At 73.7% G+C, this 22,072-nt stretch carries 19 protein-coding genes and 4 pseudogenes; 9 read left to right on the top strand and 14 right to left on the bottom strand.

The window, feature by feature from the left end:
• Positions 1-12: 12 nt before the first annotated feature.
• From ACFWN1_RS00115 to ACFWN1_RS00105, 3 genes are all read right to left on the bottom strand, one after another.
• A complete protein-coding gene (locus ACFWN1_RS00115; protein WP_384356335.1) occupies positions 13-1,386 on the bottom strand; it encodes an ABC transporter substrate-binding protein in 1,374 nt (457 codons plus the stop codon).
• Positions 1,387-1,612: 226 nt separating this feature from the next.
• Positions 1,613-2,383 (bottom strand): DeoR/GlpR family DNA-binding transcription regulator, encoded by a 771-nt coding sequence (locus ACFWN1_RS00110; RefSeq protein WP_384356332.1) that lies wholly within the window; start codon positions 2,381-2,383, stop codon positions 1,613-1,615.
• 298 nt (positions 2,384-2,681) lie between these two features.
• A complete protein-coding gene (locus ACFWN1_RS00105) occupies positions 2,682-3,491 on the bottom strand; it encodes an NAD-dependent epimerase/dehydratase family protein (protein WP_384356329.1) in 810 nt (269 codons plus the stop codon).
• Positions 3,492-3,772: 281 nt separating this feature from the next.
• On the opposite strand from ACFWN1_RS00105, the gene ACFWN1_RS00100 reads away from it, so the two are divergent.
• Positions 3,773-4,570: an HAD family acid phosphatase gene (locus ACFWN1_RS00100; protein ID WP_384356326.1), complete on the top strand. Its 798-nt coding sequence runs from the start codon at positions 3,773-3,775 to the stop codon at positions 4,568-4,570.
• A 34-nt stretch (positions 4,571-4,604) separates the two neighbouring features.
• On the opposite strand, the gene ACFWN1_RS00095 is transcribed toward ACFWN1_RS00100, so the two are convergent.
• Together ACFWN1_RS00095 and ACFWN1_RS00090 are read right to left on the bottom strand one after the other, a co-directional pair.
• Positions 4,605-6,062 (bottom strand): peptidoglycan D,D-transpeptidase FtsI family protein, encoded by a 1,458-nt coding sequence (locus ACFWN1_RS00095; RefSeq protein WP_384356323.1) that lies wholly within the window; start codon positions 6,060-6,062, stop codon positions 4,605-4,607.
• 130 nt (positions 6,063-6,192) lie between these two features.
• Positions 6,193-6,966, bottom strand: coding sequence for an IclR family transcriptional regulator (locus ACFWN1_RS00090; RefSeq protein ID WP_384356320.1), 774 nt, complete (start codon positions 6,964-6,966; stop codon positions 6,193-6,195).
• 297 nt (positions 6,967-7,263) lie between these two features.
• Between ACFWN1_RS00090 and ACFWN1_RS00085 the strand changes: the two genes are divergently transcribed.
• The 4 genes from ACFWN1_RS00085 (at position 7,264) to ACFWN1_RS00070 (ending at position 10,352) form a co-directional block, all read left to right on the top strand.
• Entirely contained in the window at positions 7,264-7,872 is a 609-nt protein-coding gene (locus ACFWN1_RS00085) for a DUF1349 domain-containing protein (protein ID WP_384356317.1), read from the top strand.
• Positions 7,873-7,915: 43 nt separating this feature from the next.
• The gene (locus tag ACFWN1_RS00080) at positions 7,916-8,419 is read left to right on the top strand and encodes a GNAT family N-acetyltransferase (protein ID WP_384356314.1); all 504 of its coding nucleotides are present in this window, start codon (positions 7,916-7,918) and stop codon (positions 8,417-8,419) included.
• Positions 8,420-8,494: 75 nt separating this feature from the next.
• The gene (locus ACFWN1_RS00075; protein ID WP_384356311.1) at positions 8,495-9,214 is read left to right on the top strand and encodes a DsbA family oxidoreductase; all 720 of its coding nucleotides are present in this window, start codon (positions 8,495-8,497) and stop codon (positions 9,212-9,214) included.
• 76 nt (positions 9,215-9,290) lie between these two features.
• Positions 9,291-10,352, top strand: a complete 1,062-nt coding sequence (locus ACFWN1_RS00070) for an aminotransferase class V-fold PLP-dependent enzyme (protein ID WP_384356308.1) — start codon at positions 9,291-9,293, stop codon at positions 10,350-10,352.
• Between the two features lie 79 nt (positions 10,353-10,431).
• Here ACFWN1_RS00070 and ACFWN1_RS00065 read toward each other — a convergent pair.
• Both ACFWN1_RS00065 and ACFWN1_RS00060 read right to left on the bottom strand, forming a co-directional pair.
• Positions 10,432-10,536, bottom strand: a pseudogene (locus tag ACFWN1_RS00065) (ectoine hydroxylase); the annotation flags it as partial.
• A gap of 51 nt (positions 10,537-10,587) precedes the next feature.
• Positions 10,588-11,688: a pyridoxal-phosphate-dependent aminotransferase family protein gene (locus ACFWN1_RS00060; protein WP_384356305.1), complete on the bottom strand. Its 1,101-nt coding sequence runs from the start codon at positions 11,686-11,688 to the stop codon at positions 10,588-10,590.
• Positions 11,689-11,909: 221 nt separating this feature from the next.
• Between ACFWN1_RS00060 and ACFWN1_RS00055 the strand changes: the two are divergent.
• Positions 11,910-12,338, top strand: a pseudogene (locus tag ACFWN1_RS00055) (amino acid ABC transporter ATP-binding protein); the annotation flags it as partial.
• A gap of 10 nt (positions 12,339-12,348) precedes the next feature.
• Positions 12,349-13,440, top strand: coding sequence for an amidohydrolase family protein (locus ACFWN1_RS00050; protein ID WP_384356302.1), 1,092 nt, complete (start codon positions 12,349-12,351; stop codon positions 13,438-13,440).
• 518 nt (positions 13,441-13,958) lie between these two features.
• Here the strand turns inward: ACFWN1_RS00050 and ACFWN1_RS00045 are convergent.
• Positions 13,959-14,336, bottom strand: a complete 378-nt coding sequence (locus ACFWN1_RS00045) for a hypothetical protein (RefSeq protein WP_384356299.1) — start codon at positions 14,334-14,336, stop codon at positions 13,959-13,961.
• 103 nt (positions 14,337-14,439) lie between these two features.
• On the opposite strand from ACFWN1_RS00045, the gene sigJ reads away from it, so the two are divergent.
• Entirely contained in the window at positions 14,440-15,327 is an 888-nt protein-coding gene (sigJ, locus tag ACFWN1_RS00040) for an RNA polymerase sigma factor SigJ (RefSeq protein ID WP_384356296.1), read from the top strand.
• On the opposite strand, the gene cobC is transcribed toward sigJ, so the two are convergent.
• Positions 15,315-16,376, bottom strand: a complete 1,062-nt coding sequence (cobC, locus tag ACFWN1_RS00035; RefSeq protein ID WP_384356293.1) for an Rv2231c family pyridoxal phosphate-dependent protein CobC — start codon at positions 16,374-16,376, stop codon at positions 15,315-15,317. The two genes, sigJ and cobC, sit on opposite strands and share 13 nt — an antisense overlap.
• 113 nt (positions 16,377-16,489) lie before the next feature.
• Positions 16,490-16,864 (bottom strand): annotated as a pseudogene (locus tag ACFWN1_RS00030) (cobalamin biosynthesis protein); the annotation flags it as partial.
• Between the two features lie 90 nt (positions 16,865-16,954).
• Here ACFWN1_RS00030 and ACFWN1_RS00025 point away from each other — a divergent pair.
• Positions 16,955-17,686, top strand: coding sequence for a ZIP family metal transporter (locus ACFWN1_RS00025; RefSeq protein WP_384356291.1), 732 nt, complete (start codon positions 16,955-16,957; stop codon positions 17,684-17,686).
• Between the two features lie 29 nt (positions 17,687-17,715).
• On the opposite strand, the gene ACFWN1_RS00020 is transcribed toward ACFWN1_RS00025, so the two are convergent.
• From ACFWN1_RS00020 to ACFWN1_RS00005, 4 genes and pseudogenes are all read right to left on the bottom strand, one after another.
• Complete coding sequence (locus tag ACFWN1_RS00020) at positions 17,716-19,068, bottom strand: cobyrinate a,c-diamide synthase (RefSeq protein WP_384356288.1); 1,353 nt, start codon at positions 19,066-19,068, stop codon at positions 17,716-17,718.
• The gene (gene cobO, locus ACFWN1_RS00015) at positions 19,068-19,667 is read right to left on the bottom strand and encodes a cob(I)yrinic acid a,c-diamide adenosyltransferase (RefSeq protein ID WP_384356285.1); all 600 of its coding nucleotides are present in this window, start codon (positions 19,665-19,667) and stop codon (positions 19,068-19,070) included. The genes ACFWN1_RS00020 and cobO overlap by 1 nt, the downstream gene beginning before the upstream one ends.
• Positions 19,667-21,691 (bottom strand): putative cobaltochelatase, encoded by a 2,025-nt coding sequence (locus ACFWN1_RS00010; protein WP_384356587.1) that lies wholly within the window; start codon positions 21,689-21,691, stop codon positions 19,667-19,669. The genes cobO and ACFWN1_RS00010 overlap by 1 nt, the downstream gene beginning before the upstream one ends.
• A 5-nt stretch (positions 21,692-21,696) precedes the next feature.
• A pseudogene (locus ACFWN1_RS00005) lies at positions 21,697-22,072 on the bottom strand (cobyric acid synthase); the annotation flags it as partial.

The following is a 22,072-nucleotide window of genomic DNA, read 5'->3' as shown; positions in this document are numbered from 1 at the left end:
TCCTCGTGCTTCTTACTTCTGGTACTTCTTGCCGACGGCCTCGGCGTACGACTGCGACTTCTTCAGCGCGCTGTCCACGGACTGACGGCCCGCGATGGCGGTGCTGATCTCCTGGGCGACCTTGGTGCCCAGGTCGGTGAACTCGGGGATGCCCACGAACTGGATGCCGGGCGCGGGCCGGGGCTGCACGCCCGGGTTCTGCGGCTCGGCGCTCGCTATGGCGTCCCTGGTGACGTCCGCGAAGGCGCCCGCCTCCTTGTTGTAGTCCGGGATCTCGTAGGTGGACGCACGCTTGCCGGCGGGCACGTTCGACCAGCCCGCGGTCTTGCCGACGAGGTTCTCGTAGCCCTTGCCAGACGCCCACGAGATGAACTTCCAGGCGTCGTCGGGCTGCTTGGACGCCTTCTGGATGCCCCACGCCCAGGTGTAGAGCCAGCCGGAGCTCCTGGTCCTGTCGACCGGGGCCGACACGTAGCCGATCTTGCCCTTGACCGGGGAGCCGGCGGCCTCCAGCGAGCCGGCGCCCGCCGTGGCGTCGTACCACATGGCCGTCTTGCTCTGGGTCATGTTGTTCAGGCACTCGGCGTAGCCGGACTGCGCGGCGCCCGACTCACCGTGCTTGCGCACCAGGTCCACGTAGAACTGCGTGGCCTTCTTGAACTCGGGGGAGTCGAGCCGGGCCTTCCAGTCCTTGTCGAACCAGGTGCCGCCGAAGGTGTTGACCACCGTGCTCAGCGGGGCGATCACCTCGCCCCAGCCGGGCAGTCCGCGCAGACAGACGCCCTTCATCCCGGGCTCGGCGCCGTCCGTCTCGGCGGCGATGTCGGCCACCTGCTGCCAGGTGGGGTGGGCCGGCATCTTCAGGCCCTTCTTCGCGAGGATGTCCTTGCGGTACATCAGGAAGGAGGACTCGCCGTAGAAGGGCTCGCCGTAGAGCTTGCCGTCCGCGCCGGTCAGCGCCTGCGTCATCGGGGCGAGGATGTCCTTCTGGTCGAAGGCGGTGTCGCTCTTGACGTAGCTGTCCACGGGGTGGAGCCAGCCGTTCTTGGCGTAGATCGGGATCTCGTAGTTGCTGAGGGTGGCGACGTCGTACTGGCCGGCCTGGTTGGCGAAGTCCTGGCTGATCTTGTCTCTGACGTCGTTCTCCGGCAGGACGGTGAAGTTCACCTTGATGCCGGTCTTCTTGGTGAAGTTGGCGGCGGTGAGCTTCTGCAGCTCCACCATCTGCGGGTTGTTCACCATCAGGACGTTGATGGAGTGGCTCGCCGATCCACCGCCGCCCGCGCCGCCCGCTCCCGCGCAGCCGGTGAGGAGGGGAGTGGCGAGTGCTCCCGCCGCGCAGGCGGCGAGGAGGACGCGTGACGTACGTCGGCTCTGGGTTGGCATGAAAGGTACTCCTGATCGCTTGTCGGTCCCGGAAGACGGACGGTCGGTGGTACGGGCGGCTCGGCTGGTGCGGCTGGTGCGGCTGGTGCGGCTGGTGCGGGTGGTGTGGGTGGTGCGTGGGGTGTGCCGGGATGGCCGTGCGGCTCGCCGCGGGCGCGGCGGACGGCCGGGTGGTGTGGGTGGTGCGGGTGGTGTGCGGGGGCGGCGGTGCGGGGCCGGCCCGGGGTCAGACCCTGATGACCTGCGGCCCCAGGAGGGAGTAGCGGTGGGCCTCGGCCACCGGGAGCTGGGTGCTCGTGACGATCGTGTCCACCGCGCCGATCTCGGCGAACCGGCAGAAGCTGACGGCTCCGAACTTGGTGTGCACCCCGGCGAAGACCGTGCGCCGGGCGGCCCGGATGGCCTGCGCCTTGACCTCGCTGACGGCGGGGTCGGGCGTGGTCAGACCGTGTTCGCGGGAGATGCCGTTGGCGCCGAGGTAGGCGAGGTCCACCACGAAGCCGGCCAGCATCTTGGTCGTCCAGTGGTCGACGGTGGCGAGTGTGCCCGCCCGGACCCGGCCCCCCAGCAGCAGGACCGACACGTTCTCGGCCTCCGCGAGAGCGCCCGCGACGGGCAGGGAGGCGGTCACCACGGTCAGTGCCCGGCCGGTGGGCAGGGCCTCGGCGATGAGCTGGGGGGTGAAGCCCTCGTCGACGAAGACCGTCTCCGCGTCCCCGAGCAGCTCGGCCGCGGCGGCCGCGATCCTGCGCTTCTCGGGTACGTGGCTGGTGGCGCGGAAGGCGAGCGTGGTCTCGAAGGCGGCGCTCTCCACCGGGTAGGCGCCGCCGTGGGTGCGGCGGACCAGCCCGTGGTCCTCCAGCGCGCGCAGATCGCGCCGGATGGTCTCCTTGGCCACGCCCAGCTCGTCGGCTAGCGCGGTGACGTCGACGGAACCGGTGGCCCGCGCCGCACGCACGATCTCGCGCTGACGTTCCTCGGCCGTCCTGGTGTTCATGTCGTCACCCGCTCTCGTCATCGAGATACCCGCTGGGATGCCCGTTCGGGCCCTGGGGGAAGTTCTACAACGGACATGCTGCGCTGAACAGGTCTGTTCGGTGCCCGATTCTGCCCGTGTGTGCCCGATCACATCCTGTTGCGCCCGCCCCGGACCTGCGTGGCAGTGAAGTGCGGGGTGGGAGCGGGCGGCGCGGATGCCCGTACATGACCGCGAGCGGGCCCGTTCGGTGCCCGCTCGCGGTCCTGAGCGATCGTTTTCGGCCTCCGGGTCCGCCTTGTCGACCCTGGTGGCCTGTTCAGTACGGCCAGATCGGCGGGTCGGTGAGGAAGTGGCCGCCGAGACGGTCCTGGGCCGGGTCGGCGGGGTCCAGCTCACCCTGTTCGGCGATGAGCCTCTCCGCGTACGGCTCGGAGTCGTCCTCGGGGCGGTAGCCGAGGGCCCGCGCGGAGCTGAGGTCCCACCACAGTCGGGTGTTGGCGGAGGAGCCGTGGACGACGGTGTGTCCCACGCCCTCGGCGGTCAGGGCCGCGTGGAAGAGGCGGGCGGCGTCGGCGGGGCTCAGCCAGATCGAGAGCATGCGCACGCTGGTCGGCTCCGGGAAGCAGGAGCCGATGCGTACGGACACGGTCTCCACGCCGTGGCGGTCCCAGTACAGCTGGGCCAGATCCTCGCCGAAGCACTTGGAGAGGCCGTAGAAGGTGTCGGGGCGGTGCGGGACGCCGACCGGGATGGGCCGGCCGTTCGGGCCCGGGACGGGGGTGTGGCCGACCGCGTGGTTGGAGGAGGCGAAGACCACGCGGGGGACGCCTTCGAGACGAGCGGCCTCGTAGAGGTGGTACGTGCCCTCGATGTTCGACTTCAGGATCTTCTCGAAGGGGGCTTCCAGGGAGATGCCCGCCAGATGCAGCACCGCGTCCGTGCCGCGTACCGCCTCGCGCAGCGCGTCCAGGTCGGCGAGGTCCGCGGTGATGGCGTCCGGGGCGCCCGGGACCGGCCGGGCGTCCAGGAGGCGGAGGGTGTGGCCGTGGGCCGGCAGCAGGGAGCGCATCAGGGTGCCGAGGCCGCCGGCGGCGCCGGTGAGCAGGATCGTGCGGGGGGTGGGCATCGCGGGTCTCCTCGCTGGTCGGACAGAGGGGCGTTCACACGCTCGGTGAGGCTGGAGAGGGGGTGCGGGTGGGTCGAGCGGGTTGTGGAATGCGGTCAATCGGCTGGTGGACGAGGGGTGGTGCGGACGGCCCCGACCGCTCCGACGGTGGCTCACGGTGTCCAGGGTCCGCCTCACCCCGGGCCCCCCGAGTCCGACCCGCCCGCCCGGCAGGGCCTGGCTTGATCTCGATCCTGCAACGTCCGTCCCGTGGAGACGATGACGCGCGTAGAACACCTGTCATGCGTAAATCACTGCGAATCGCGGCCGCCACCGCCGCCTGTGCGCTCGCCGGTGGCGCCCTGTACGGCGCCGGTGCGGCCACCGCCGGGCAGTCGACGGCGAACTCCACCCATGAGCCGTACAACATCGGGCTCCTGGTGAAGGACATCGACACCTACTACGGCACCACCGCCGACAGCGCGGGCAAGTACCAGGCGTCGCCGACCAGCCCGTACGCCACGGACCTGGCGCGGATCGACGCCGGCGCCAAGCGGTACATCGACAGGGCGGCCCGCAAGGCACACCACCGGGGCGAGAAGCCGGCCGTCGTCTTCGACATCGACGACACCCTGCTGCTCAGCCTCGACTACGAGAAGCGCACCAACTACACGTACGACTCCGCCACCTGGAACGAGTACGTGAACCGTGCCGACCGCCCCGAGGTGTTCGGCAGCCCCGAGCTGGTGCGGTACGCCACCTCCAAGGGCGTCGCGGTGTTCTACAACTCCGGTCTCAGCGAGGCCCAGCGCGCCGGCGCGGTGGAGAACCTGAAGAAGGTCGGCGCCGACGTCAACCTGGACGCCGGCCACATGTTCCTCAAGGACAAGGCCAACCCGCCCGCCTACCTGGCCTCCTGCGCCACGCCGGGCGCCTGGACCTGCACCACCGTCCAGTACAAGTCGGGCACCCGCAAGCACATCGAGCAGGATCTCGGGTACGAGATCATCGCCAACTTCGGCGACCAGTACTCCGACCTGGACGGCGGCTACGCCGACCGCACGTACAAGCTGCCCAACCCGACGTACTTCGTCTCCTGACGCGTCCCGTCGAAGCCTGACGATCCGGCGGCGCTCAGCCCTGCTTGAGCGCCGCCGCCGTCATCGCCCTGGCCACCGGCGCCGCCAGGCCGTTGCCGCTGACCTCCGAGCGGGCCGCGCCGGACTGCTCGACCATCACCGCCACCGCGACCTCCCGGCCCGTGCCGTCCGACTTCCCGTACGCGGTGAACCAGGCGTACGGCGTCTCGCTGTTGTTCGGGCCGTGCTGGGCGGTGCCGGTCTTCCCGCCGACCGTGACCCCGTCGATGAGCGCGTTGCGGCCGGTGCCGTCCCTGACCACCGTCCGCATCGCGGACCGGAGCTGCTCGGCGGTACGGGTGCTGACGACCCGCTCGCGGCCCGCGTCCCCGAAGTCCCGCAACACCTCGCCGTCGCCGGTGGTGAGCCGCGACACCATGTGCGGCGCCACCAGCTCACCGCCGTTCGCCAGGGCGGCGGACACCATGGCCAGCTGGAGCGGGGTGGCGGTGACGTCGTACTGCCCGATGCCCGACAGCGCGGTCAGCGCCTTGTCCATGCCGGACGGGTACACGCTGGTGTAGGCCCGCACCGGGATGTCCAGCTTGTCGTCGTCGAAGCCGAACTTCTCGGCCATGGCCCGCACCTTGTCCTGGCCGAGGTCGACGGCCAGCTTGCCGAAGACGTTGTTGCAGGAGTACCGCAGGGCCACCCGGAGCGAGGCGTTCGCGCAGGGCGCCGCCGTGTTCTCGTTCGGCAGCTCGCGCGTGGTGCCCGGCGGGGTGTAGGGGGCGGGGCTGTCGGTGCGCTGGTCCACGTCCGTGTAGAGCCCGTCCTCCAGCGCGGCCGCGGCCACGACCAGCTTGAACGTCGAGCCGGGCGGCAGCGGCTGGCGCATCGCCCGGTTGACGAGCGGCTTCTCCTTGTCGGTGGTGAGCCGCTGCCAGGCCGTCCCCGCCGTGTTCGCCGCGGTCAGCGCCGAGGGGTCGTAGGACGGCGTGGAGACCATGGCGAGGATCTTGCCGGTCTTCGGGTCGATCGCCACGGCCCCGCCGGTGTTGCCGCCCAGCGCCCTGTAGCCGGCGCGCTGCACGGCGGGGTCGATCGTGGTGATCACGTCGCCCGGATCGGCCCGCCGCCCGGTGACAGTGTCCATCGCGGTCCGCAGCCTTGGGTCCGTGCCGTTGAGCAGGTCGCCGTAGACGCCCTCCAGCTGGGTGGGCGCGTACGCCTGCGAGGCGTAGCCGGTCACCGCCGCGTACAGCGGGCCGTCCGTGTACGTACGCCGGTACGCGAGGTCGCCGTGCTCGGTGCGGGCCGAGCCGGTGACCGGCTTCCCGGCCACGATGATGTCGCCGAGCGGGCGGGAGTACGTGCCGATGGCGTTCCGGCGGTTGTCGTCGGCGTCCGCGAGGGCCTTGCCGTCGTAGAACTGCACCCAGGTCGCCCGGAGCAGCAGCGCGAGCACGAGCAGCAGGGAGAGGACGGCGGCGCGCCTGATCGTCTTGTTCATGGCGCAGGGGTAGACGACCGGGAAGGGCGGTTCCGTTCCCGACCTGCGCCTGTTCTCATCACATGTTCAGATCTTCGGTGACGCGGGTGCGCGCCTGCGGTGCCGCCGGTCCGGGGTGGTCGCGGCCCGCTCACAGCCGCCGGGTCGCCCGCGTCAGCCGGTCCCGCGCGTCCAGCAGCGCGTCCTTGATCAGCTGCTCGTGCGCCCGGGTCAGCCGGGCCACCGGGACCGAGCAGCTCACCGCGTCGCGGGCCGGGGTGCGGTACGGCACGGCGACCCCGAAGCAGCGCAGGCCGAGGGTGTTCTCCTCGCGGTCCTCGGCGTGACCCTGCTCACGGACCCGGTGCAGTTCCTCGATCAGTGCCTCCCGGTCGGTCACCGTGTGCTCGGTGAGCGAGGGCAGCTTCTCGGGGAGCAGGGCCCGGACCTGGTCGTCGGTGTGCGTGGCGAGCAGCGCCTTGCCCAGCGAGGTCGAGTGGGCGGGCAGCCGGCGGCCGACGCGGGTGAAGGGGCGCAGGTGGTGCCGGGACCGGCGGGTGGCCAGGCAGACCACGCTGGTGCCGTCCAGCCGGGCCAGGTGGACGGTCTCCGTGGTGTCGTCCGCGAGCCGGTCCAGCGCGGGCCGGGCCGCCGCGACCACCTCGTCGCCGTCGAGGTAGGAGGTGCCGGCCAGCAGCGCCCGTACCCCGATGCCGTACCGCGTGCCGGTCGCGTCCGTCTCCACCCAGCCCAGCTCCACCAGCGTGCGCAGCAGCATGTACAGACTGGACTTGGGGTAGCCGACGGCCTCCCGCACGTCCGCCAGGGAGTGCATGCCGGGCCGCCCCGCGAAGTGCTCCAGCAACTCCACCGTCCGCACCGCGGACTTGACCTGCGCCCCGCCGCCCGTCTCGGCTGCCGTCATCGCCGCTGGACCCTTCACTAGGCCGCCGCCCGGAAGCCGCGGAGCCCTGGATGCACCAGGCTCCCGGCAGATAGCCTCCGAGCAGCTCATTCACCATCAGAGACGGCGTTCAGGATATCGAACGAGCCGCCGGCCGAGTCCCTGCGGCGCGGCCTGGACCGGGGGGAACCAGTTCCGCGTCAAGCCCGGCCCGGTGCTGGTGCCGTCCGAGCCGCGCGACGACAACCCGCTGCGGCTGCCCCGGCGCCACGACGGACTGCTCGAACGCCGACCCGGACAGGCTGCGAGAATCGTCCGATGGACATACAGCTTCCCGAGCTACCCTTCCCCCTGCGGACATACGGCCCCGGCGGGCACTGGTCGTACGAGAAGGGGGTGCTCACCGGCTGGGCCGGGCCCCGGCAGGACCGGTTCGTCACGCCGACCGGGGAGGCGCTGGACCCGGCCGCCGACGCGCCCCGGCTGCTCGGCTCGCCCGAGGGCGACTTCCAGCTGATCGCCCGTGTCACGGTCGGCTTCAACGCCGCCTTCGACGCCGGGGTTCTCTACGTCCATGTCGGCGACCGGGCCTGGGCCAAGCTCTGCCTGGAGAACTCCCCGGACGTGCCCACCATCTGCACGGTGGTCACCCGAGGTCACTCCGACGAAGCCAACTCCGCCACCGTGCCCGGTAGTTCCGTCTGGCTCCGGGTGAGCCGCACCGGCCGCGCCCTGGCCTTCCACGCCTCCCGCGACGGCGAACGCTGGACCTTCGTCCGCCTCTTCACCCTCGGCGACGAGAAGGAGACCGGCGCCGCCCTGATCGGCTTCATGACCCAGTCACCGATCGGGGAGGGCTGCGTGGTGACCTACGACCACCTGGAGTTCCGGCCCACCTGGCCCGCGGACCTGCGGGACGGGAGCTGACGCGTCCCGGAACCGCAGCGTCGCCCCGTACGTCCTGAACCGCGTGATCAGTGAGGAGACAGCAGGCGCCCTGGTGATCCGGCCCGCCGAGCCGCAGGAGGCCGAGGCCATCGCCGCGGTGCACGCGCGGGCCCGTGCGACGTACTACCCGGACGGGCTGCCGCCGGCGGACTTCGACTGGACCGACGCCTGGCGGGGCTCCGTCGAGCGCCCCGACGGGCAGGTGCTGTGCGGGGTGCGGGACGGGGAGATCGTCGCCGTCGCCTCCTTCCGGACGCCGGAGGGCGGGTCCGCGGACACGGTGAAGCTGTACCAGTTCCATGTCTCGCCGGACCACTGGCGCGCGGGCCTCGGCAGCGCCCTGCACGCCGCCTGCGTGGAGCGGTGGCTCGCCGACGGCAGGCGGGCCGCCGTGCTGGACGTGCATGTGGACAACCGGCGCGCCCAGGCGTTCTACACCCGCCAGGGCTGGGTCCCCGACCCGGAGAACCCGCCCGCAGAGGACGACCATCATCTGTTCCTGCGCTGGACCCCGCCCGGGGAATGAACCCGGCTGCTTGAACGTTCACGCAACCGGACGGAGAGAGCCCCCGTCCGGTACGAGCGGGAGAGAGACCTGAAGATGCGCGTCGAGATCTGGAGCGACATCGCCTGCCCCTGGTGCTACGTCGGCAAGGCACGCTTCGAGAAGGCGCTCGCCGCGTTCCCGCACCGGGACGAGGTCGAGGTCGTGCACCGCTCCTTCGAGCTGGACCCCGGCCGGGCCAAGGGTGACGTGGAGCCGGTGATCACCATGCTGACCCGCAAGTACGGCATGAGCGCGGCCCAGGCCGAGGCCGGCGAGGACAACCTCGGCGCCCAGGCCGCCGCCGAGGGCCTGGACTACCGCGCCCGTGGCCGCGACCACGGCAGCACCTTCGACCTGCACCGCCTGCTGCACTTCGCCAAGGAGCAGGGCAGGCAGGAGGCGCTGCTCGACCGGCTGTACCGGGCCAACTTCGCCGACGAGCACTCGGTGTTCACCGGCGGCGACGACCACCTGGTGGAGCTGGCCGCCGAAGCCGGCCTGGACGCCGGCGCCGCCCGTGCGGTCCTCGCCGACCCCACCGCCTACGCCGACGAGGTCCGTGCCGACGAGCGCGAGGCCGCCCAGCTCGGCGCGAACGGCGTCCCCTTCTTCGTCCTCGACCGCACCTACGGCGTCTCCGGCGCCCAGCCCGCCGAGGTCTTCACCCAGGCCCTCGCCCAGGCGTGGGGCGACCGCTCCCCGCTCAGGACGGTCGCCGGGGACGACGCCGGCACCTGCGGCCCGGACGGCTGCGCGGTGCCCGCCCAGGGCTGACGCATAAGGGTTGCTTGGAACCACCCTGTAGAGACGCGTGATGGACGACGGCTTCCGGGCGCCGCACAGTGGAGTCATGGAGACCACGGAGACGTTCGAGAGCCTCGTCCGCGCCGAGTTCGCCCCGGTCGGCACCTTCCTCAACACCGCCAGCAACGGCCTGCTGCCCGCCCGCGCCGTCACCGCCCTGCACGAGGCGGCGCTGCTGCGGGCGCAGGGGCAGCCGCTGACCGCGCTCTGGGAGGATGTCGAGGTGTGCCGGGCCGCGTTCGCCCGGCTCGCCCGGGTCCCCGTCGAGCGGGTCGCGCTGGGCGCCTCGGTCGCCGCGCACGGCGGGGTGATCGCCGCCTCGCTGCCCCCGGGCGCCGAAGTCCTCACCGCCGAGGACGACTTCGCCTCCGTACCCAACCCGTTCCACACCCGGGGCGACCTCAAGGTGCGCGCGGTGCCGGTGGAGCGCGTCGCCGAGTCCGTCCGCCCCGGCACCGCGCTCGTCGCCGTGAGCGCCGCGCAGTCCGCCGACGGCAGGGTGGCCGACCTGCCCGCGCTGCGCGAGGCCGCCCGTACCCACGGGGCACGTACCTACGTGGACTTCTCCCAGGCGGCTGGGTGGCTGCCGATGGACGCGGGGGAGTGGGACTTCACCGCGTCGGTGTCCTACAAGTGGCTGCTCGGCCCGCACGGCGTCGCCTTCCTCGTCCTGCCCGAGGACTTCGGCGGGCTCACCCCCCTGCTGGCCGGCTGGGTCGCGGGCGAGCGGCCCTGGGACAGCTGCTACGGCCCCGTCACCGAACTCGCCCACTCCGCGCGGCGGTTCGACCTCAGCCCCGCCCTGTTCAGCTACCCCGCGCTGCGCCGCTCCCTGGAACTGATCGAGGAGCTGGGCCTGCCCGCGATCCACGCCCACGACACCGCCCTGGCCGACCGCTACCGGGCCGGCCTCACCGCACTCGGCCACGAGGCGCTGCCCGCGCCGGGATCGGCGATCGTCTCGGTACCCGGGCTGGGCTCACGGCAGCCCGGCCTCGGCCGCGCCGGCATCGAGGTGTCCGACCGCGCGGGCAACCTGCGCGCGGCCTTCCACCTCTACAACACCGAGGCGGACGTGGACCGCCTGCTGGACGCGCTCTCCGGCTGAGTGCGGACCTGACCGGGCCGGTGGCTGCCGTCCCCCACGTAGTTGCACCGGCCCGGTGACCGGGGGGTGAGGCGCGCCACCGCACCGGGGTGCAGTCCCGCGCCCCGATGGACTCCGGCCTGCGCACCGGCGCCGCGAGCGGCTCCACCGCCGTGTTCTCCACACCGTCGAACACGATGAGGACGAGAAAACGGCCCGCGCCAAGTCGTGCGGGCCGCACTTCCGGTGCCGGGGATCAGAGCACGATCTCGTCCATCGCCAGCAGGGCCGCCTCCAGGTCCACGGTCAGTCCCTGGCGGGCCATCGCCGCGCCCAGCGCCACGAGCGCGCGGCGCACCACCAGCTGGGTGGCGTCGGTCCCGTAGTGGTTCACCCGGATCATCTCCGCGGCCAGCGCCCCGCCCCCGGCGGCCAGCGGCAGTGCCGGGTCGCTCTCCACCGCCATGGCCACCAGCTCCGAGGCCACCGTGCCCGGCGGCACCCGCAGCGTGGTCGCCACCGGTGCCGCGTCCCGCTCCTCGCGCACGAACGGCCGGAGGCCGCCGCCCAGGGCGACCGCCCCGGCCCGCGTCGCCCGCGCGAGGTCGCGGTGCCGGGCCGTCACCGTGTCCAGGCCGTCCGCCTCGATCCGCTCCAGGCAGGCGTCCAGCGCCAGCATCTCCAGCTGGGCCGGGGCGTGCGGCAGCGCCTTGCGGCCGCCGTCGATCCAGCGCTCCTTCCAGTCCAGCAGGGAGAGGTAGGAGCGCCGCGGGGCTTCCGGGTTGGCGGCCATCCGCGCCCAGGCCCGCTCGCTCACCGAGATCGCGGACACCCCGGCGGGCCCGCCCATCGCCTTCTGGGCGCCGATCACACACAGGTCCACACCCCACGCGTCCGGCAGCACCGGCTCGGCGCCGACCGAGGCGACCGCGTCCAGGTAGAAGAGGGCGCCCTGCTCCCGTACCGCCTCGCCGATCTCCGCGACCGGGTTGGTGTTGCCGGTGGCCGCCTCCGCATGCACCAGGGAGACGAAGTCGATCTCCGGGTGCTCGGCGAACGCCGCCCGGACCTGGCCGGCGCCGGCCGCGGAGTCGAAGGGCACCGCGAGGTCGTGCACGGTCGCGCCGGAGTCCCGCAGCCAGTCGCCGAAGGTCTGGCCGTACGGGCCGGTGATCACGTTCAGCGCGACCGTGCCCGGACCGGCGGCCGCGCGGATCGCGCCCTCCAGCGGCAGCAGCGCCTCGCCCTGGGTGATCAGCACGTCCTGCCGGGTGTCCAGCAGCCGGGCCACCCGGTCCTCGATGGCGGCGAACCGCGCGGCGGTCAGCGGGGGCAGGTCGAGGAGGGGATGTGTCACGTCGGGTGCCTTCTTCGCTCACGAGGTCCACGGGGCCGGCCACCGGCCGACGGTGACGAGGGTAACGGGCGGCCTCAGTCCGCTTTGACCACCGACATCTCAGGCTGGACGGCCGCTCACCCATCAGTTGATTTGAGAGACCCAAGCTTCTCCTTATAATCGGAACCTACGGTTCCCCCCACGGACCCGGAGATTCCCCCCATGAACATCCTCCTTCAGCACCGGCCCCGTGTGCCGGCGGCCAGCAGCGCGTGGCCATCGCCCGCTCGCTCGCCATGGGCCCCGAGGTGATGCTCTTCGACGAGCCGACCTCCGCGCCCGACCCCGAGCTGGTCGGTGACGTCCTCGCGGTGATGCGGGGGCTCGCCGAGGAGGGCATGACCATGATGGTCGTCACCCATGAGATGACCTTCGCCCGCGAGGTCGCGGACCGGGTCGTCTTCATGGACGGCGGGGTCGTCGTCGAGCAGGGCATCCCCAAGGAGGTCATCGGCAACCCCCGGAACGAGCGGACCCGCAACTTCCTCTCCCGCGTCCTGGACCCGGCGATGGCCGGGGTGGCGGACATGCCCGGCAGGGCCGGGGTGGCGGACGTGCCCGGCAGGGCCGGGGAGCGGCCGGGGCTTCAGCGGCCGGGGCCGCCTCACTAAGGTGCGATGCATGAGCGATCACGCGGTGCTGCACGTGAAGGGGCGGGTCCTGGCCGGGCCCGACGACGTCCGCGACGAACTGTGGGTGGTCGGCGGCCGCGTCACCTACGACCGCCCCGCCGGCGCCGGTGACGTACGCACCGTCGAGGGCTGGGCGCTGCCCGGCCTGGTCGACGCCCACTGCCATGTCGGCCTCGGCGCGCACGGCCCGGTCGACACGGACACCGCCGAGAAGCAGGCCCGCACCGACCGCGAGGCCGGCGCCCTGCTGATCCGGGACGCCGGTTCGCCCTCCGACACCCGCTGGGTGGACGACCGGGACGACCTCCCGAAGATCATCCGCGCCGGCCGGCACATCGCCCGCACCCGGCGCTACATCCGGGGCTACGCCCATGAGATCGAGCCCGCCGACCTGGTCGCCTACGTCGGGCAGGAGGCGCGGCGCGGGGACGGCTGGGTCAAGCTGGTCGGCGACTGGATCGACCGGGACGCCGGTGACCTCGCCCCCTGCTGGCCGCGCGAGGCGGTCGAGGCGGGGATCGCGGAGGCGCACCGGCTGGGCGCGCGGGTCACCGCGCACTGCTTCGCCGAGAGTTCGCTGCGCGACCTGGTGGAGGCGGGCATCGACTGCGTCGAGCACGCCACCGGCCTCACCCCCGGCCTGATCCCGCTGTTCGCGGAACGCGGGGTCGCCATCGTGCCGACCCTGGTCAACATCGCCACCTTCCCGGACCTGGCGGCAGGCGGCGAGAACAGGTACCCCCGCTGGTCGGCACATATGCGACGCCTCCACGAGCGGCGCTACGACACCGTGCGCGACGCCTACGACGCGGGCATCCCGGTGTACGCCGGCACCGACGCGGGCGGCTCGCTGCCGCACGGGCTTGTCGCGGCCGAGGTGGCGGAACTGGTCACGGCCGGCATCCCGCCGGTCGAGGCGCTGGCCGCCGCCAGCTGGGCCGCCCGCGCCTGGCTGGGCCGCCCCGGCCTGGACGAGGGCGCCCCGGCCGACCTGGTGGTCTACGAGTCCGACCCGCGCGCCGACGTACGGGTGCTCGCGGCGCCGCGCCGGGTGGTGCTGAACGGGATGGTCGTGCAGTAGGTGCAGAGGGGGGGGCGAACGAGCGTGCCCAGTCGACTGCTCGGCAGGCGCACCACCGTCCCGGCGGGCGGCCCGACCGAAGTACGGGTCCCCTGCGTCGGCGAGGTCCGCTTCGACCTCGCCGCACACCGGCCCGCCTCCGGCACGGCGGCGGCGACGGCGCTCCGGCTCAAGGTGTTGGCGCACCCGCCGCGGCTGGACGTGGCCGGGGTGACGGGCACGGTGACGCCGGCCGGGGGAGCTGCGAGACTCCGGCGGGGGCGGAGGGGACGACTCCGGGTGTGGCCCCTGAGTCCGCCGCGCTCGAGTCCGCCGCGCTCGCGCCGGAGCCGCCCGCCGCGACCCCCGTGCCCTAGGCCGAACCCCAGGGCACGCGGGGCAACCTCGCCGAGACGGGAGGCAGTTCGGCCACCCCGTTACATCGCGTGCGGCGCACTGGCCCTGCTCCTGCTGGGCGGGGGTGCGGGGACCCCGGCCCGCAGGCGCCGGGGCTGACGTGACGTGACCTGGCCGGGGCCTCACCGCCGGACCAGCGCCAGCATGCTCAGCCCGAACATCAGCACGCCCAGCGGGAGATGGACCGACGGCACGTGCGCGATGCCGAGCACGACCTGGACCGAGGCCAGGACGAGGAAGCCCGAGGCGTGCCATACCGGCCGGCTGGAGCCGCCGCCCGGCTTCCACGCCAGCACCGCCGCGAGCACGTACAGCATCGACGCCCCGTACATCACGCGGGCGCCGATGCCGTGCAGCGTCTCGCCGTAGGACGTGGTGAGCAGCAGGCCGGCGGAGACGGCCTGGAGGAAGATGGTCAGCGTCTGCAGGGCTATGGCGATGCGGAGGAACGTGGAGCCGTCGCGCCGCGTCTTTGTCGTGGTCGTCTCCTGACTAGCCATGTCACGGTCCCCTTTTCCGCCCGCCGGGCAGCAGCTCGATAAGGTCTCACCAGTCCGACGACGCGGGCCCGCGAAAGGTAAGGCGGAGGGGGCGGCCGAAAGCATGGGGACTGTCGAGGGCGGGGTCGAGTGGCGCCAACTGCTGAACGTGGCCTACCGGTTGCTCGGTTCTCTGACCGAGGCCGAGGACGCCGTGCAGGACGCGTACGCCCGCTGGTACGGGCTGTCGGACGCCCGGCGGGCGGAGATCCTGTCGCCCGGTGCCTGGCTGACGACGGTGACCGGCCGGATCTGCCTGGACCGGCTCGGCTCGGCGCGGACCCGCCGGGAGCGTTACGTCGGCGCCTGGCTGCCCGAGCCGCTGCCCGACCGCGCCGAGTGGGGTGACGCTGCCCATGCCGACCCCGCCGACCAGATCGTGCGGGACGAGTCGGTGGCGATGGCGTTCCTGGTCGTCCTGGAATCGATGACGCCCGCCGAGCGGGTGGCGTTCGTGCTGCACGACGTCTTCCGGTACCCGTTCGCGGAGATTGCGGAGGTGCTCGGCCGGACCCCGGCGGCCTGCAAGCAACTGGCGGCGTCCGCGCGGCGGCGGGTGAGCGCCGCGCCGGCCCCGGCGCCGGTGCGGGCCGACGTGGTGGGGCAGGTGAGGAAGGCGTGGGAGAGCCGGGATATCGCCGCCCTCGTCGGCCTCCTCGACCCGGCCGCCGTGATGACGGCTGACGGCGGCGGCATGGCCGGCACCGTCCTGCGCCCGGTCGAGGGCGGCCCGCGCATCGCCCGGTACATGGCCGCCATCGCCGACCGGGCTCCCGGCCTCGAACTCCTGGAACGCTCGGTCAACGGCCTGCCCGGCCTGGTGGCCCGCCGCGACGGCACCGTGGTCACCGTCGCGGCCTTCGACGTCGACGCCGGCCGCGTCGCGCGGATCTGGGTGGTCCGCAATCCGGAGAAGCTGCGGCCGTGGCCGGCGGGACCTCAGCCCTCCTGAGTCAGCGCCGTGCCCAGCGCGCCGACGAACCCCGCCATCGTCACCCGGTCCCGGACCGCCACCCGGAGCCAGTCCGGGCCCAGGCCGGGGAAGGTGTCGCCGCGGCGGACCGCGTAGCCCAGCTCGCGCAGCCGGTGGCGTACACGCTGGGCGTCCGGTATCTCCAGGAGGACGAAGGGGGCTTCGGCCGGCCCGGTCACCCGGACGCCGTGGGCCGCCAACCTGGCCAGGCCGGTGAGGAGATGGGCACGGTCGGCGGCCGTGCGACGGGCCGCGTGCGCCGCCTCCGCGAGGGCGCGGGGTGCCACGCAGGCCCGGGTCGCGGCCAGGGCCGGGGTGGACACCGGCCACAGGGGCTGGGCGCGCTCCAGGGCGGTGACCGTGTCCGGGGGCGCGAGGACGTAGCCGACCCGGAGACCGGCCAGGCCCCAGGTCTTGGTGAGGCTGCGCAGCACGACCAGGCCCGGCACGTCCGTCCGCCCGGCCAGCGCCTCCCGCTCACCCGGCACCGCGTCCATGAACGCCTCGTCCACGACCAACGTCCGCCCGGGGCGGGCCAGTCGGGTGAGCGTCTCGGCCGGGTGGAGCACGGAGGTGGGGTTGGTCGGGTTGCCGACGATGACCAGGTCGGCGTCCCCGGGCACCGCCGCCGGGTCCAGCCGGAACCCGTCCCGCGCGCTCAGCAGCACCCGCTCCACCGCGTGCCCCGCGTCCCGCAGCGCCGCCTCCGGCTCGGTGAACTGCGGATGCACCACCACCGGCCGCCGTACCCGAAGCGCGCGGGCCAGCAGGACGAACGCCTCCGCCGCGCCCGCCGTCAGCAGCACCCGCTCCACCGGCAGCCCGTGGCGCTCCGCCACCGCCGCCCGCGCGTCCCGCCCGTCCGGGTAGGCCGCGAGACGGGACAGCGAGGCGGCGATCTCCTCGCGCAGCCAGCGCGGGGGCGTGTCCGCGCGGACGTTGACGGCGAGGTCCACGAGGTCCGCCCCGGCGTCGCGGACCTCGGCGTCCCCGTGGTGGCGGAGATCGGGCCCGGACTCAGTGCGCACGGCCGCGGTGTCCGTCGTCGTCCCCGAGAGACGGGGCCGGGAGGCTGTGGGTCACGGTTTCTCCTTGCCGAGGATCATTCGGGGCGCGGGGCGTGCGTTCACGGGGACGGCTCCCGGCGTACCACCGCACAGGTGGCCCTCGCGGGGACGGCCGCCGACTTCCGCTTGGGCACGAGGAGGTCGCCCCCGTGCCGCAGCGCCGCCGCCTCCGCGACCGACGGGGTGCCGACGGCGCCGAGCGGGGCGTCGGAGGGGTTCGGCACCGGCACGGCGGCCAGCTCCCGCGCCGGGTAGGTCACCAGCGGTACGCCCAGCCGCCCGGCGGCGGCCACGAGCCCCGGTTCCCCCGCCCTGGTGTCCACCGTGGCGAGCTGGGTCACCCGGTCCGCCGGGAGCCCGGCCTCGTCCAGCGCGGCCGAGATCAGCCCCAGCACCTCGTCGGCCGGTACGCCCCTGGCCGCGCCGACCCCGACCACCAGGGCCGGAAGCTGTGCCACGCGGGAACAATCTCCGGGTTCGGCGGGTTTCGTGCCGTCCAGGATGTGCGTGAGGGGCCCTGTATCGGATAGCAAGAACCCATGGCGGTCCTTGTCGCGCTCGGCGCGTTCCTGATGACGCTGGTCGGCGGCTGGACGGCACAGCGGGTGACCGACCGTCGCCACCTGGTCCTGGGCCTGGCGGGCGGCCTGATGCTGGGAGTCGCCGGCCTCGATCTGCTCCCCGAGGCGCTGGAGGCGGCCGGGCACAAGTGGTTCGGTGTCCCCGCGGCGCTGGTGCTGTTCGTCGCCGGGTTCCTCCTCGCCCATCTGGTGGAACGTCTCCTCGCCGGACGCCAGGCGGCGCACGGCGCGGGCGAGCACGGCCACCGGGCGCCCGAGGTGGGCCTCACGGCGGCGGCCGCGATGGTCGGGCACAGCTTCATGGACGGCGTCGCCATCGGCGCCGCCTTCCAGATCGGCGGCGGCATGGGCCTGTCCGTCGCCCTCGCCGTGATCGCGCACGACTTCGCCGACGGCTTCAACACCTTCACCATCACCAGCCTGTACGGCAACGCCCGCCGCCGGGCCGTGGCCATGCTGGTGGCCGACGCCTGCGCGCCGGTGCTGGGCGCCCTGTCGACCGCGTTCGTGCACATCCCCGAACCCCTGCTCGGCGGCTACCTCGGTCTCTTCGGCGGCGCCCTGTTCTACCTCGCCGCCGCCGAGATCCTCCCCGAGGCCCACCACGACCACCCGGCGCGCTCGACCGTGCTGTCCACGGTGGCGGGAGCCGCGTTCATCTGGCTCGTCGTGTGGCTCTCCGGAGGCTGAGCGCCGCCCGGCTCCGGCCGGCCGCCCGCTCACGGCGTCCGGCACCTCTCCACGAACCGGCGGCCCACCCCCGGCTCGGACGCCCAGTGGGTGTGCAGATAGCTCGCGTGCACATTGCCCCGCACGAACCCCTCCAGCCGCCGCTCAGGCGTCCGGAACCCCCACGCCGCCCCGGCACCGGCCCCCGGCTCGACGACCGTGCGGTGGAACTCGTGCCCCCGCATCCTGGTCCCCGCCCCGGCCAGCACGCTGTCGCTCACGGCCACGGCGTCCCGGTACCCGAGCGTCAGCCGCCCGCTCATCCGCGCGGAGGCGTCCAGCACCCCGCACATGGGTGCCCCGTCCAGCTCGCGGCACAGATACAGCAGCCCCGCGCACTCGGCGGCCACCGGCGCCCCGCTCGCCGCCAATTCCGCGACGGCCTTGCGCAGCACCTCGTTGGCGGCCAGCTCGGCCACGTACACCTCGGGGAAGCCGCCCCCGACGACCAGCCCGGCGCACCGCTCGGGCAGGTGCTCGTCCCTCAGCGGGTCGAACGTGACCACCTCGGCCCCGGCCGCGACCAGCAGCTCGGTGTTCTCCGCGTAGGAGAAGGTGAAGGCGGGACCGCCGGCGACGGCCACGACGGGCCGGGCGGCACCGCCGTCCGGCCGGGCCGGGGCGGGCGTCCAGGGGGAGTCCGCCAGCGGACCCGCGCCCCGCGCCAGCGCCATCAGCGCCTCCAGGTCGCAGCCCTGGGCGACCTGCGCCCCCATCGCCGCCACCGCCTCCACGGCGGCCGGCCCGCGCTCCGCCACCGGCACCAGGCCCAGGTGCCGGGCCGGGGTCTCCACCTGCGGCGCCCGCCGCAGCACACCCAGCACCGGTACCCCCGACTCCTCCAGCGCGTCCCGCAGCATCGCCTCGTGCCGGTCGGAGCCCACCTTGTTGAGGATCACGCCCCCGAGCCGCACCTCCGGGTCGAAGGAGGCGAAGCCGTGCACCAGCGCCGCCACCGAACGCGACTGCGCGGAGGCGTCCACGACCAGCACCACCGGCGCCCGCAGCAGCTTCGCGACCTGGGCCGTGGAGGCCAGCTCCCCCTCCCCGGCGGCCCCGTCGTACAGGCCCATCACGCCCTCCACCACGGCCAGGTCGCACCCCCGCGCCCCGTGCGCGAACAGCGGGGCGATCAGCTCCGGGCCGCACAGGTACGCGTCCAGGTTCCGCCCCGGCCGCCCGGTGGCGAGCGCGTGGTAGCCGGGGTCGATGTAGTCCGGGCCCACCTTGTGCGGGGACACGGCGAGCCCCCGCGCGGCGAACGCGGCCATCAGCCCCGTCGCGACGGTGGTCTTCCCGCTGCCCGAGGACGGCGCGGCGACGACCAGCCGGGGTACGGACATCACCACTCGATGCCCCTCTGCCCCTTCTGCCCGGCGTCCATCGGATGCCTCACCTTGGACATGTCGGTCACCAGGTCCGCGAACTCCACCAGCTTCTCCGGGGCGTTGCGCCCGGTGATCACCACGTGCTGGGTACCCGGCCGGTTCCGCAGCACCTCGACGACCTCCTCCGGGTCCACCCACCCCCAGTGCATCGGGTACGCGAACTCGTCCAGCACGTAGAGCCGGTACGTCTCGGCCGCGAGGTCCCGCTTGACCTGTTCCCAGCCCTCGCGCGCCTTCTCCTCGTTGTCGAGCTGGGCGTCCCGCTGCACCCAGGACCAGCCCTCGCCCATCTTGTGCCAGGCCACGGTGCCGCCCTGCCCGGAGTCGCCGAGCACCCGCAGCGCGTTCTCCTCGCCGACCTTCCACTTCGCGGACTTGACGAACTGGAACACCCCGACGGGCCACCCCTGGTTCCAGGCCCGCAGCGCCAGCCCGAACGCGGCCGTCGACTTGCCCTTCCCGATCCCGGTGTGCACCATCACCAGCGGACGGTTACGCCGCTGACGGGTCGTCAGTCCGTCGTCCGGTATGACACTCGGCTGTCCCTGCGGCACTACGCGGCCCTCCTCGTCGTCGTCCCCCGCACATCCCTGACCAGCCCGGCGATCGAGTCCGCGCGCAACTCGTCCAGTGTCACCGGCGTACCGCCCAGCTCCTCCGCGAGCCGCCCGGCCAGCCCCAGCCGCACCGGCCCCGACTCGCAGTCCACCACCACCGAGGCCACCGGCTCCGCCCCGAGCAGCCGCGCCGCACGCCCCGCCAGAGCCACCGGTTCCGGACCCCCGGTCGCCCGGCCGTCCGTCACCACCACCAGCAGCGCCCGCCGGGACGGGTCCCGCAGCCGCTCCACCCGCAGCACGTCGTGCGCCTTCAGCAGCCCCGCCGCCAGCGGCGTACGGCCACCCGTCGGCAGCGACTCCAGCCGGGCCGCCGCCGCGTCCACCGACGAGGTCGGCGGCAGCGCCACCTCGGCGGCCGCACCCCGGAACGTCACCAGGCCGACCTTGTCCCGCCGCTGGTAGGCGTCCAGCAGCAGCGACAGCACGGCGCCCTTCACCGCGCTCATCCGCTGCCGCGCGGCCATCGAACCGGAGGCGTCCACCACGAACAGCACCAGGTTGGACTCACGCCCCTCCCGCGCCGCCTGCCGGAGATCGTCCCGGCGCAGCACCAGCCCCGGCCCCGACCGGCCGCGCGCCCGCTGATGGGGAGCGGCCGCCCGTACGGTCGCCGCCAGATGGAGCTTGGTCAGCGCGCCGCGCGGACGCCGGGCGCCCATGGTCCGCCCGTGCTCGGTACGGGCCCGTGAACGCCGGCCGGCCGCACCGGCGCCGATACCGGGCACGGTCAGCGCCCTGGTGCGGAACGGCTCGGCGGCCCGCGCCGGCGCCTGCTCGCCCGCACCGGCACCGGCGGGCCGCGGTTCCCCGCCCTCGCCGCCCGCACCGTCCTGGTCGTCCTTGCCGTCCTGCGGCTCCGCCCCGGCGTCGTCGCCGCGCGGCCCCTCGTCCGGCGACGGCTGCCCGCCTCCGCCGGGCCCGTCCGGGCCGGGATCGGGGTCGTCGTCCCCGGAGGACTCCTCCAGGGTCTGGTCGAGCTTGTCCTCGTCCAGACCGGGCGCGTCGAAGGGGTTCCGGCGCCGCCGGTGCGGCAGCGCCAGCAGCGCCGCCCGCCGCACGTCGTCGGCCTCCACCTCGGTACGTCCGGCCCACGCGGCCAGCGCGGTCGCGGTGCGCGCCATCACGATGTCGGCCCGCATGCCGTCCACCTCGAACGCCGAGCACGTCGCCGCTATCTGCCGCAGCGCACCGTCACCGAGCAGCACCTTGGGCAGCAACTCCCGCGCGTCGACCACCCGTTGCCGTACGGCGGCCTCCTCGTCGGACCACCGTGCCGCGAAGCCGGCCGGATCGTCGTCGTACGCCAGCCGGCGCCGCACGACCTCCACCCGCTGATCCGGCTCCCGCGAGGCGGCCACTTCGACGGTCAGCCCGAACCGGTCGAGCAACTGCGGGCGCAGTTCGCCCTCTTCGGGGTTCATCGTCCCGACGAGCAGGAACCGCGCGGCATGCCGTACGGAGACACCCTCGCGCTCGACGTACGAGGCGCCCATCGCGGCCGCGTCCAGCAGCACGTCCACCAGGTGGTCGTGCAGCAGGTTGACCTCGTCGACGTAGAGGATGCCCCGGTTGGCGGCGGCCAGCAGTCCGGGCTCGAACGCCTTGACGCCCTCCGCGAGCGCCCGCTCGATGTCGAGCGCGCCCACCAGCCGGTCCTCGGACGCCCCGACCGGCAGCTCCACCATGCGGGCCGCCCGCGCCCCGGCCGGCTCCGCCGGGTGCGGGCCGTCCGGGCAGGACGGGTCGGGGGCGGCCGGGTCACAGGAGAAACGGCAGCCGGTGACCACCTCCACCTCGGGCAGCAGCGCCGACAGGGCCCGTACTGCCGTGCTCTTCGCGGTGCCCTTCTCACCCCGCACGAGAACGCCGCCGATCCTCGGCGACACCGCGTTGAGCAGCAGGGCCAGTTGCAGGTCCTCCTGCCCCACCACGGCCGTGAACGGGAATTGCGTACTCACTGTGGTCATGCGGGCGCTCCCGGTGGGATGAAGGGCAGTCCTGCGGGCGCGCCCGACTCGATGAGCCGCCAGAGCGCGTCCGTGTCCGCGTGGTGTTCGATCAGGTCGCCGAGCAGATCGAGCTGCTCCTCGCGCAGCGCGGCGAAGGACGTGCCGGGAGCCGGGACGAAGCGGCGTCCGGAGGCGGCGGCCACCTCGCGCAGGAAGGCCCGCCGGAAGCCGTCCGACTCCAGCGAACCGTGCCAGTGGGTGCCCCAGACCTGGCCGGTGCGGCAGCCGTCCAGGAAGGGTGTCCCGCCCAGCACCTCGGCGACCCCGTGATGGATCTCGTACCCCTCGACCGGCTCGCCGAGGGCCTCCCCGGCGGGCCGGGCGAGGGTC

This window comes from Streptomyces sp. NPDC058459, from assembly GCF_042721685.1.
In the GTDB taxonomy this organism is placed as follows: domain Bacteria; phylum Actinomycetota; class Actinomycetes; order Streptomycetales; family Streptomycetaceae; genus Streptomyces.
This window is presented reverse-complemented; position numbering and strand designations above follow the sequence as displayed.